The organism is Aestuariicoccus sp. MJ-SS9, from assembly GCF_032586235.1.
Lineage (GTDB): Bacteria > Pseudomonadota > Alphaproteobacteria > Rhodobacterales > Rhodobacteraceae > Aestuariicoccus.
Genome location: NZ_JAWHTD010000040.1, coordinates 23,406 through 33,953 on the forward strand (window position 1 = coordinate 23,406; position 10,548 = coordinate 33,953).

A 10,548-nucleotide genomic window follows, 5' to 3' on the forward strand; every position below is an offset into this window, starting at 1 on the left:
TTTCCTATCCGTTTTCGCCCCGCGTCTCGGACGCGGCGGCCCGGGCGCGCGGCCCGTGGAAATATTCGTGCACCCAAGGGTGATCGACCGCCAGCATATCGTGCATCGTTCCGGTCACCAGCACCTTTCGCTCGGCCAGCACCGCGATGCGGTCGCAGGTCGCATGCAGCGTGTCCAGATCGTGGGTGACCAGAAACACCGTCAACCCCAGCGACCGGCTGAGCCCCCGGATCAATGCGTCGAAGGCCGAGGCCCCGATCGGGTCGAGCCCCGCCGTGGGTTCGTCCAGAAAGACGATCTCGGGGTCCAGCGCCAGCGCCCGCGCAAGCCCCGCGCGCTTGCGCATCCCGCCCGAAAGCTCTGACGGGTACTTGTCGCCCGCATTGTAGGGCAGCCCCACCATCGACACCTTGAGATCGGCCAGATCGCGGCGGATGCCCGGATCCAGCCCCTCGACCGCGCGCATCGGCACCTCGACGTTTTCGCGCACCGTGAGCGACGAGAAAAGCGCGCCGTCCTGGAACATCACCCCCCAGCGCGCCTCGAGCGCGCTGCGGGTGTCTTCGTCGGCGCGCAAAACGTCGGTGCCCAGCACCGTGACGCTGCCCGCCGCCGGGCGCTGCAACCCCGCGATGGTCCGTAGCAGCACCGACTTGCCGGTGCCCGATCCGCCGACGACGCCGAGGATCTCGCCGCGATAGACATCAAGATCGAGGTCCTCATGCACAACATGCCGGCCGAACTGGTTGCGGATGCCGCGCAGGCTTATGACCGGCTCGGGCGCGCTCATATGCCCAGCCGCGCAAAGAAGATCGAAAAGACCGCATCGGCCACGATCACGGCGAAGATCGCCGTCACCACGGCGTTCGAGGTCATCCGGCCCAGAGATTCAGCGTTGCTTTCCACCTGCATGCCGGCATGGCAGCCGACCACCCCGATGATCAACGCAAAGAACGGCGCCTTGATCAGCCCGACGACCACGTGGCTGACATCCGTACCCTCGACCAGCCGGGTGCGGAACATCTCGGGCGAGATGCCAAGGTCGATCCACGCCATCAGCGCGCCGCCGAACAGGCCCGCGATATCGGCGATCAGCCCCAGGATCGGCAGCATCAGCAACAGCGCCAGGATGCGCGGCACGAAAAGCACCATCGCGGGGTCGAGCCCCAGCGTGCGCATCGCGTCGATCTCTTCGCGCATCTTCATCGAGCCGATGGCGGCGGTAAAGGCGCTGGCGGTGCGGCCCGCGACGATGATCGAGGTCAGAAGGATGCCCAGCTCGCGCAGAATCGAGATGGCGATCAGATCGACCACAAAAACCTCGGCCCCGAACTGGCGCAGCTGCGCAGAGCCCTGAAAGGCCAGCACCACCCCGATCAGGAAGGCCATCAGCGCCACGATGGGCACGGCCCGGAAACCCACCTCTTCGCAATGATGCACCAGCGAGGTGAAGCGGAATTCGCGCGGGTGGCGCAGGGCGCGCGCCAGCCGGTGCAGAAAGATGCCCAGATAGCTGACCAGCGCCAGAACGAAGCCCACGCCGGTCATCACCTGTCGCCCGAGGCGTTCCAGCAGATCAGCCAGGGTTTGCCGATGCGGGGCGGGCGCCTCGGGCACCGGATAAGCGGCCTCTACGGTCTGCATCAGGCTTGCGGCCTCGGCGCTGGCGCCGGTGATCTGCAGCTCGCGCCCCGCCGCCGCCAGACGGCGGGTCAGCGTCACCAGCAGCCATGCCCCGGCGGTGTCGATCCGGGCGAGCGCCGAGATATCGAGCGTGACCGTCCCGCCCTCGGGCAGCGCCGCGAGAGCCGCGCGCGCAGGCGTCACCGTCCTGATCGTCAGGCTGCCGCTCAGCCGCACCGGCCCGCCGCCGCCCGCCAGGGCGACGCCGATCTCTGCATCGGCGGCTTTGCTCTTGTCGTGTCGCACCGGCCCCGTCTTCCTGCCCGCCGTGCCGCGTCATCCGTGGCGTATACCGCGCAGCGTAAAGCCTTTCGGGAGGCGGCGGAAGGGCTGCCGCCCCCTCGTGCCAAGCAATCGCGCCCGCGGGATTTAACGCATGTTAATGCCGGCGGCGCGGGGGGCGGCGAAGATACCGTTGTCGGTCGCCGACCGATGGCCAGTATGTTGGAGAATCCGCCATGCCCAAAGACGACGACAAAACCCCCGCAGACACCAAAGCCACCGAAGCCGCCAAGCCCGAAGGACGCGCCGGCTGGGGCCCGCTCTGGTCGCTGCGCGACGAGATCGACGATCTCTTCGAGGATTTCTACCGCGGCGGCCTCGCCCCGCTGCGCCGCCGCTGGAAAGGCGCCATGCCCGCGCTCGGCGCGCTGTCGCCCAACCTCGACGTGATCGACAAGGAGGACGAGCTTCGGATCACCGCCGACCTGCCCGGGATGGCGGAAAAGGACATCGACATCGAGGTAACCGACCACAATCTGACGATCAGCGGAGAGAAGAAGGAAGAGAAAGAGGAAGGCGACAAAGAGGGCGATTACTATCTGTCCGAACGCCGGTTCGGGTCGTTCAAACGCTCCATCGCCCTGCCCGAAGGCATCGAGCACGACAAGATCGAGGCCACCTTCGCCAACGGCGTGCTGACGATACGTCTGCCCAAGACCGCCGAAGCCCGCCAGCCGGGCCGCAAGATCGAGGTCAAGCCGGGCGCCTAAGCGCCCGGCACGGTCGAGAGACGCCCGTTCGGCGGTTTTCCCGGACCGCCCCATGCGCAAGTCACCAAAGTTTTCCAAGACCGGGGCTTCCCACCGCCGCGCCCCGGATCCCGTCGGCGACCGTTGGCTTCTTGAACATCGCTGCGGTGAACGCAGCGCCGGTCACGTCCGAGGCAAAGCTCGACGCCGAGAGGGCGGCGGCGACCGGCACACCGGCGCTGACCGCCCTGCGCGAAGATCGCGCTTTCGCTGGCGGCGCAGCGGGACACGACCTTAGGATCAATGCGGCCGCTTGGCCTTGGGGTCGAAGGCCATGCCACCGATCTTGCGCACCGTGCTGGCCTGCGGGCCGGTTTCGCTCTCTTCCGTCTCGACGACCAGTTCGACGGTGTCGTCGCGCTCCAGATCACCGAAACCGCCGCCGACCACGCTGTTTTCGTGGAAATAGACCAGCCGGTGATCGGTGGCCATGATCTGGCCATAGCCCGCGTCGTGGTAAATCTCGGTCACCGTTCCCTGCAGCGGGGTGTCGTGCGTCTTGACGTCGCCGCCGATCTTGTCCTTCCAGCGCTTGACCTCGCGCGCCATCGTGGCGAAGGCGTCGCGGACGGCGACCTGGATATGCTCGTGCTGACCCACGTCGGTCTGGTTGTGGCGCACCACCAGCGTATCGCCGGGCACCCGCACCTCGATGGTGACCTCGTAGAGATTGCCGGTCTTGTGGCGCTTGTGTGGGGCGCGGACATAGACCTTGCAGGCGGTCATGCCGTCAAAGAACGTTTCGAGATGCCGGGCCTTCTGATCGACCAGCGTCTTGACCTCGTCCGAGGGTTCGACGTTCTGAAAGACAAGTTCCAGGGGCGTTTGCACGGTTGGCTCCTTTCATGCTCTGCGGCAACGGCAACGGCCCCGACAGGCGGGTCAGGCCGGGCTGGGCCGGGGCCTCGTCGCCGCCATAGTGCACCGTTTCGGCGCGGCGGAATTGACGGCGGTCAATCCGAGCGTCGGTCGATCGTGCCCTTGTCCCGCCCGGCGGCGGCGATCCAGACCTGCCCCAGCGCCAGCGGCGCAAGGCTTGCCCCCAGCGCCAGCGCCAGCCCCTCGCGCCCCGGATCGGGCAGGCCCAGCAGCGCCGCAAGCGGCGGAACCCAGAGCGCCGCACCGATCAGTGCCAGGCAGAGCGTGATCGCGCCCCAGACATAGCCGTTGCGCGTGACCTCGTTGCGCCAGAGCCCCGAGCCGGGGTCGCGCACGTTGAACACGTTCCAGAGCTGCGCCAGCGCGAGCGTCAGAAACGCCACCGTCACAGCCTGCCCCGGCGCCAGCCGCAAGCCATAGAGCGCGCCCGCAAAGGCCCCCAGAGTGGCCAGCGTGATCAGCGCGCCCAACACCGCGATCAGACCCCAGCGCGCCCGGTCCACCATGGGCTCGGACGGATCGCGGGGCGGTTTTTGCATGACCCCTTCGTCGCCCTTGCCCAGCCCCAGCGCGAAGGCGGGAAAGACATCCGTCACCAGGTTCAGAAACAGGATCTGCAGCGGCAGCAGAGGCGTCGGCAGCCCCGCGCCCACCGCCAGCCCAACCACCAGCACCTCGCTGACGTTGCAGGACATCAGGTAGACGACGAACTTGCGGATATTGTCGAAGATCACCCGGCCCTGCCGCATCGCCTCGGTGATGGTCGCGAAGGCGTCGTCGCGCAGCACCATATGCGCGGCCTCCTGCGCCACCTGGGTGCCGCGCTGGCCCATGGCGATGCCGATATCGGCCTTCTTGAGCGCGGGGGCGTCGTTCACCCCGTCGCCGGTCATCGCCACCACATGGCCAGCCCTCTGGTAGAGGGTGACCAGCGTCAGCTTGGTCTCGGGCGCGACGCGGGCAAAGACGTCGGCCGCGAGGATGCGCGCACGCGCCTCCGCGCCGACGGTGTCGGCGTCGAGCCCGGCGATCTCGCCGCTTTCCAGCACGCTCAGCCGCCCGTCGCCCAGCCCGGCCTGACGCGCGATGGTCAGGGCGGTGTCGGCGTGATCGCCGGTCAGCATGACGACCCGCACGCCCGCCGCGCGGCAGGCGGCGATGGCCGCTGGCACATCTTCGCGCAGCGGATCGCTGAGACAGACCAGACCGACCAGCGTCAGCCCCTCATATGGCGGCGCGTCGGGCGCGGCGCTGTCCTTCATCGCCAGCGCGAGCAGCCGCAGCCCGTCGCGTGCGGCGGCGGCGGTGCGCTCGGCCCAGGCCGCGCGCTGCGCCGGGGTGAACGCGGTCGCGCCATCGGGGCCCAGCACCTGCGAGCAGGCGTCCAGAACCGCCTCGGCCGCGCCCTTGACCGCATAGAAATAGCGGTCGCCCTGCGCATGAACGGTGGCCATCATCTTGACGTCGGAATGAAAGGCATGTTCGCCGACCTCGGGCCAGCGTTCGAGCAGGGGCGCGCGCGACAGCCCGCGCCCGGCCGCAACCCGCAGCAGCGCTATCTCCATCGGGTCACCGCTGTGCCCGCCGGTCGCCGCGTGGCCCAGTTCGGCATTGTTGCACAGCACCCCAATCCGCAGCGCCCAGTCCAGCGGCGTGCCGGTGCCCCAGCCCTTGCCGCCGGGGCCGTCCGGGCCGGGCGCCTCGACATCGCCCGTGGCCAGCAGGTAGCGCGTGACGGTCATCCGGTTTTCGGTCAGCGTGCCGGTCTTGTCGGTCAGGATCACCGTGGTGGCCCCCAGCGTCTCGACCGAGGAAAGCCGGGTAATCAGCGCGTTGCGCCGGCTCATCCGCCACATGCCGCGCGCCAGGCTCAGCGTCGCCACCACCGGCAGCCCCTCGGGCACCGCGGCCACCGCCAGCGCGACGCCGGTCTGCACCATGATCACCACGTCATGGCCGCGCAGGATGCCCGCGCCGATGGTCAGCGCCGCCAAGGCCAGCGTCAACCCGACCAGCCGGTGCCCCAGCCGGTCGAGCCGCCGTTCCAGCGGGGCGGCCTCGCTCTCGGCGCTCTGGGCCAGGGCGCTGATCCGGCCCAGTTCGGTCGCCATGCCGGTGGCGGTCACGATGCCCTCGCCCGCGCCCTGGGTGATCGCCGTGCCCTTGAACGCCATGCTCAGCCGGTCGCCCAGCGCCGCATCGCGCGCCACCGGGTCGGCGGTCTTGGTCACCGGGGCGGATTCGCCCGTCAGCACCGATTCGTCGGCCTGCAGGTTAGAGGCCGCGCTCAGCCGCAGGTCGGCGGTCACGACATCGCCCGCCTCGAGGATCACCACATCGCCCGGCACCAGCCCCTGCGCGTCGATCACCCGCACCGCCCCATCGCGCCGCACGCGCGTGCGCACCTCGGCCAGGCGCATCAGCGCCTCCATCGAGCGGGCGGCTTTGAGCTCGGTGAAAAAGCCGATGGCGGTGTTGAGCGCCAGCACGAAGGCGATGGCGCTTCCTTCGGCGATATCGCCCAGCACGAAAGACATCGCCGCCGCGGCCAGAAGCAGCCAGACAATGACGCTCTGGACCTGATGGGCAAGGATGCTCAGCGCGCCCTGAGGCTTCTTCCGGCGCAGACTGTTCGGCCCATGGGCGGCGAGCCGGCGGTCGGCTTCGTGCGTGGAAAGGCCGCTCTTGGGGTCAGCGCGCAGGCGTTCGGCCACCGCGTCGACGGACATGCAATGGGCGGGGTCGGGCATGTCCATTGGCACGTCGGTTCTCCGGTTCGGGACAGGGCGCGGGGCCTTATGCGCAGTCTTTCCCGGCGCGGGCCGCCGGGCCTTGTCGCAGATCAAACCGCAAGCCGTAAGGTTCCGCCAGCCCCCGTGCCGTCAGCCCCCGTGCCGTCAGCGGCGGGCGCCGTGCTGGCCGGTGGCGCAGCGGCGGCAGAGCGCGATCCACTCGGCCAGTTCCCACGCGCCGTGTTCCGGTGTGGCCTTGGGCGGCGCGCTGTCGTTGGCGCATCGCAGCCACGCCGCCCCGTGCATGAGGGAAAACCCGTGGCCCCGTCCCTGCGGGAATATGAGCACCCCGCGCGTTATTGCCGCTTCGCTCTCGGCCGGTCCGTCCCCGTTGCGCATCCCGATCCCTCTCGTCCGCCTCTCTGAGAGCATCGTCAGCGCGCGCGGGGCCCGCCGCATTAACCCCGGTCAATCCCCGACGCGCCGCGCCCACCGATTGAGGCGGATCAATCGCGGGCCGCCCGCCCCTGCTATGCCAAGACCGAAGCGGCCGGGGATCCGGCCGAACGGCCATGGAGACGATGCGATGACCGGCAATGTCTTTGCCATCACCGACGCCACCGGCGGACGGGCGGCGCGGCAGCCCGCGTGCCCCGGGGTGACCACGGCGCTGGAACGCGCGCTCAACACCAACCGGCGGCGCCACCGCCCCGGCGCGGTGATCGCGCTGGAGGGCAGCGGGCGCGCGGTCGTCCATTGTGTGCTGTCGGGTTGGGTGTCTTTGTCGAAATCCATGCCCGACGGGCAGCGCCAGATCATCGACTTCGCCCTGCCCGGCGATATCCTGAACGCCGCTTCGGGCGACATGGCGGCGGGCGCGATGCAGATCGAGGCCGTCACCTTCGCCTCGGTGGCGGAAATCCCCCGGCGCGACTGGGCGCGGCTCTCGCGCGAATTTCCGCAGCTCGGGGCCTTCGAACAGCGCTTTCTGGCAGAGGCCTTTGCCCGGCTGTCCGAGCGGATGCTGCGGCTGGGCAAGGGCAGCGCCGAGACGCGGATCGCCCATGCGATCCTGGAATTCCGCCAGCGCCTGCACGCGGCCGGATCGGGGCATGACCGCGCGCTCCACCTGCCGCTGACCCAGCAGCAGCTGGGCGATTTCGTCGGCCTGTCCTAGGTCCACGTCTGCCGGACGATGCGCAAGCTGTCGGAAATGGGCGTGATCTCGGTCGGAGAGCACATGCGCATCGCCATAGACGATCCGGACGCTCTGATGCAGATCGCCGGCATCGACCCGCACACGCACGAGCCCGCGCGCTGTCCGGCATCGTAAGGGCGCGGCCTGACCGGGGCCTTATGACCGCGTGGGGCCGCGGGGCGGCTCGCCCGCGATCCGCGTGCCCGCATGGCCCGCCAGAAGGTCGAAGGCGTCCTCAAGCCGGCCGATGGCCGCGATCCGGCCCGGGCCACTTGTCACGAAGGCGCGGGCCGACGCGACCTTGGGGCCCATCGACCCGGCGGGCAGCGTCAGCTGCGCGGCCTCCTCGGGGTTCAGCCGGTCGATGCGCGCGGCCCCCGGCGCGCCGAAATCTCGGTAGACCCCGTCGACATCGGTCAGCAAGAGCAGCGCCTCGGCGCCCAGCCGCTCGGCCAGCAAGGCGGTGGTGGCGTCCTTGTCGACCACCGCCTCGACGCCGATCAGGCTGCCGTCGGGCCGTTGGATCACCGGAATGCCGCCGCCCCCCGCGCAGATCACGACGCAGCCCTGGCCGATCAACTGGCCGATGACCTTGGTGTCGGGAATATCCAGAGGTTTGGGCGAGGCGACCACGCGCCGCCACTGCGCCCCGTCCCGCGCCATCGCCCAGCCATAGCGCTCGGCCATGCCGTCGGCGATGCCCTTGTCATAGACCGGCCCCACGAACTTGGTCGGGGCCCGAAAGGCGGGATCGGCTGGATCGACCAGCACCTGCGTCAGCAGGGTGACGACGCTGCGGTCATGATCCAGCGCGTTTTCCAGCTCTTGTTCGATGAGATAGCCGATCATGCCGTCGGTCTCGGCCCCCATCACGTCCAGAGGAAAGGTCTCGTCGGGACGATAGGCCAGCCCCTGCAGCGCCAAGAGCCCGATCTGAGGCCCGTTGCCGTGGGTCACGACCAGATCGTGCCCGGCCCGCAGGATCCGCGCCAGCGCCCGCGCCGCCGCCCGGGCATTGCGACGCTGGTTCTCTGCGGTCAACGGCTCTTGCCGGCGCAACAGAGCATTGCCGCCCAGGGCCGCCACGACGATCATCGCGCAGGCCTCGCGGTGTCGGACCGGGACGGGCAGGCACTCGGCCCTGAGAGCGGATCGCCCATGCGGCGCCGGGCGCGGGCGGCCTCTTTGAAGCGGCGCCATGAGCCGCCCTTGTCGGAGATCAGCCCCGGTTTTCCGTCCTGCTGCCGCGGACGATCCGCGTGCGCCGCCAATACGGTCCTCCGGAGGCTCGGGAAACAGACGAAGTTCAAGGTGCCGACCATGCGTTTGCCTTCCTGACCATTCCTGGATCGGCGGCCGGTTGACCTCTGCGCTCTCAAGACCCTCTCCGACATGCCGCCCCCAATGTTCCACCGCGCGGCCAGAGTTCCCGGCCCCCCGACGCGGCGCATTAATCTGCGTTAAGCCCGGACCGCGCGATTTAATCTCGATCAATGTGTCGCGGCGGGGGTGGGGTAAGGTCGGGCCGACACTTGGCAGAGGACAGGGATGGCCGCGGCGCAGATCCACCACACAGGCCAGATCGGCCATATCGTCGCTATCGAGGGCGGCATCGCGGATGTGCGCTTTGACGGCGGGCTGCCGTCCATCGCCACGCGTCTGGTCACCCTGACCGACCCCGAGATCGTCATCGAGGTGGCGGGCCTTCCGGCTGCGGACATCGCGCGGGGGCTGGTGCTGAACCCCACGCCCGAGCTGCGGCTGGGGCTGGCGGTGCGCGACACCGGGCGGCCCATCGAGGTGCCGGTGGGCGACGCGGTTCTGGGTCGGATGTTCAACGTCTTCGGAGAAACCATTGACGGCGGCCCGCCGCTGGTTGATGCGCCACGCCGCGCCATCCTGCGCGATCCCGTGCCGCTGTCGAAACGCCGGGTCGAAGGCGCGATCTTCGAGACCGGGATCAAGGCCATCGACCTGCTGAGCCCGCTGGAACGGGGCGGCAAGGCGGGGCTCTTCGGCGGCGCGGGCGTTGGCAAGACGGTGCTGATCACCGAGATGATCCACAACATGGTCGCCGAATATGACGGCATCAGCCTTTTCTGCGGCATCGGCGAACGCTGCCGCGAGGCCGAAGAGCTTTACCGCGAGATGGACGCGGCGGGGGTTCTGGACAACACCGTCATGGTCTTCGGCCAGATGAACGAAAGCCCCGGCGTGCGTTTTCGCGTAGGCCACGCCGCGCTGACCATGGCCGAGTATTTCCGCGACGACCGCCGCCGCAACGTGCTGGTCCTGATCGACAACATCTTCCGCTTCGTTCAGGCCGGGTCCGAGGTGTCGGGCCTTCTGGGCCGGATCCCCAGCCGCGTCGGCTATCAGCCGACGCTGGGCACCGAACTGGCCGAACTCGAAGAGCGGATCTGTTCGACCGACCGCGGTGCGATGACCTCGATCCAGGCGGTCTATGTGCCCGCCGACGATTTCACCGACCCCGCAGCGACCCACACGTTTTCGCATCTCTCGCAGCGCAATGCCGCCGCTACCGTGGCCGAGTATTGCTCCGCCGTTCAGACCACTGGCGTGACTTGGTCGCGAAGTTCTGTTTGGTGCGGGCAACCTGCTCATTGGATGCAGCAACCGGTTCTCCCCGTATGACGGTCTTCGCAGGCTCTTCCTCAAGCCCTCCGATCAGCTTACCAAGAGACGCAAGATCGCTTACCTCTTCCTGGCCCACATCAAATTCTTTGCAGCCAGGAAATTTCAGCGGCTCAAGATCAGGACCACTGAAGCTCTTGCACAAGTAGCCGCCCGACGAGGACGAGAGAACGGTAACGGTGTCGCTCATCCAATCATGCAACAGCACAGCGGCCGTTCATGCAAGTTTGGACTTCAAGGCCAATTACATGAAGTTCAATCACAACGCAGTATCTGCACCTCACATCGATAAGTAGTCGGGTTTGAACAACGCCTTCAGGCGGACTGAAGGCGGGGATTTTGTGTGGTGGGCGTGTGCAGGTCGGCGAAC

At 68.5% G+C, this 10,548-nt stretch carries 10 protein-coding genes; 4 read left to right on the forward strand and 6 right to left on the reverse strand.

Annotation, left to right across the window (positions count from 1 at the left end; translation table 11 throughout):
- Positions 1–4 precede the first annotated feature (4 nt).
- Positions 5–790, reverse strand: a complete 786-nt coding sequence (locus RXV88_RS19080) for an ABC transporter ATP-binding protein (protein WP_316295094.1) — start codon at positions 788–790, stop codon at positions 5–7.
- Positions 787–1,929 carry an MlaE family lipid ABC transporter permease subunit gene (locus RXV88_RS19085; protein WP_316295095.1) on the reverse strand — a complete coding sequence of 381 codons (1,143 nt, stop codon included), beginning with the start codon at positions 1,927–1,929 and terminating at the stop codon, positions 787–789. Before RXV88_RS19085 ends, RXV88_RS19080 begins: the two co-directional genes overlap by 4 nt.
- A 212-nt stretch (positions 1,930–2,141) precedes the next feature.
- On the opposite strand from RXV88_RS19085, the gene RXV88_RS19090 reads away from it, so the two are divergent.
- On the forward strand, positions 2,142–2,675 hold the full coding sequence (locus tag RXV88_RS19090) for an Hsp20/alpha crystallin family protein (protein WP_316295096.1): 534 nt from the start codon (positions 2,142–2,144) through the stop codon (positions 2,673–2,675).
- A 279-nt stretch (positions 2,676–2,954) separates the two neighbouring features.
- Here the strand turns inward: RXV88_RS19090 and RXV88_RS19095 are convergent, their stop codons facing one another.
- From RXV88_RS19095 to RXV88_RS19105, 3 genes are all read right to left on the reverse strand, one after another.
- Positions 2,955–3,545, reverse strand: a complete 591-nt coding sequence (locus RXV88_RS19095) for an HPF/RaiA family ribosome-associated protein (protein WP_316295097.1) — start codon at positions 3,543–3,545, stop codon at positions 2,955–2,957.
- A 122-nt stretch (positions 3,546–3,667) separates the two neighbouring features.
- Entirely contained in the window at positions 3,668–6,343 is a 2,676-nt protein-coding gene (locus RXV88_RS19100; protein WP_316295098.1) for a cation-translocating P-type ATPase, read from the reverse strand.
- A gap of 147 nt (positions 6,344–6,490) precedes the next feature.
- Positions 6,491–6,631, reverse strand: a complete 141-nt coding sequence (locus RXV88_RS19105) for a hypothetical protein (RefSeq protein WP_316295099.1) — start codon at positions 6,629–6,631, stop codon at positions 6,491–6,493.
- 226 nt (positions 6,632–6,857) lie between these two features.
- On the opposite strand from RXV88_RS19105, the gene RXV88_RS19110 reads away from it, so the two are divergent.
- Both RXV88_RS19110 and RXV88_RS19115 read left to right on the forward strand, forming a co-directional pair.
- Complete coding sequence (locus RXV88_RS19110; protein ID WP_316295100.1) at positions 6,858–7,502, forward strand: Crp/Fnr family transcriptional regulator; 645 nt, start codon at positions 6,858–6,860, stop codon at positions 7,500–7,502.
- Between the two features lie 18 nt (positions 7,503–7,520).
- Positions 7,521–7,658 (forward strand): hypothetical protein, encoded by a 138-nt coding sequence (locus RXV88_RS19115; RefSeq protein WP_316295101.1) that lies wholly within the window; start codon positions 7,521–7,523, stop codon positions 7,656–7,658.
- 21 nt (positions 7,659–7,679) lie between these two features.
- Here the strand turns inward: RXV88_RS19115 and RXV88_RS19120 are convergent, their stop codons facing one another.
- On the reverse strand, positions 7,680–8,618 hold the full coding sequence (locus tag RXV88_RS19120; protein ID WP_316295103.1) for a carbamate kinase: 939 nt from the start codon (positions 8,616–8,618) through the stop codon (positions 7,680–7,682).
- A gap of 453 nt (positions 8,619–9,071) precedes the next feature.
- On the opposite strand from RXV88_RS19120, the gene RXV88_RS19125 reads away from it, so the two are divergent.
- Positions 9,072–10,178, forward strand: coding sequence for a F0F1 ATP synthase subunit beta (locus tag RXV88_RS19125; RefSeq protein WP_316295102.1), 1,107 nt, complete (start codon positions 9,072–9,074; stop codon positions 10,176–10,178).
- The last annotated feature ends 370 nt before the right edge of the window (positions 10,179–10,548 follow it).

Coding starts and splice junctions, on each gene's coding strand:
- RXV88_RS19090 (WP_316295096.1), top strand. CDS start 2,142: ATGCCCAAAGACGACGACAAAACCCCCGCAGACACCAAAGCCACCGAA.
- RXV88_RS19105 (WP_316295099.1), bottom strand. CDS start 6,631: ATGCACGGGGCGGCGTGGCTGCGATGCGCCAACGACAGCGCGCCGCCC.
- RXV88_RS19080 (WP_316295094.1), bottom strand. CDS start 790: ATGAGCGCGCCCGAGCCGGTCATAAGCCTGCGCGGCATCCGCAACCAG.
- RXV88_RS19125 (WP_316295102.1), top strand. CDS start 9,072: ATGGCCGCGGCGCAGATCCACCACACAGGCCAGATCGGCCATATCGTC.
- RXV88_RS19100 (WP_316295098.1), bottom strand. CDS start 6,343: ATGCCCGACCCCGCCCATTGCATGTCCGTCGACGCGGTGGCCGAACGC.
- RXV88_RS19120 (WP_316295103.1), bottom strand. CDS start 8,618: ATGATCGTCGTGGCGGCCCTGGGCGGCAATGCTCTGTTGCGCCGGCAA.
- RXV88_RS19115 (WP_316295101.1), top strand. CDS start 7,521: ATGCGCAAGCTGTCGGAAATGGGCGTGATCTCGGTCGGAGAGCACATG.
- RXV88_RS19110 (WP_316295100.1), top strand. CDS start 6,858: ATGCCAAGACCGAAGCGGCCGGGGATCCGGCCGAACGGCCATGGAGAC.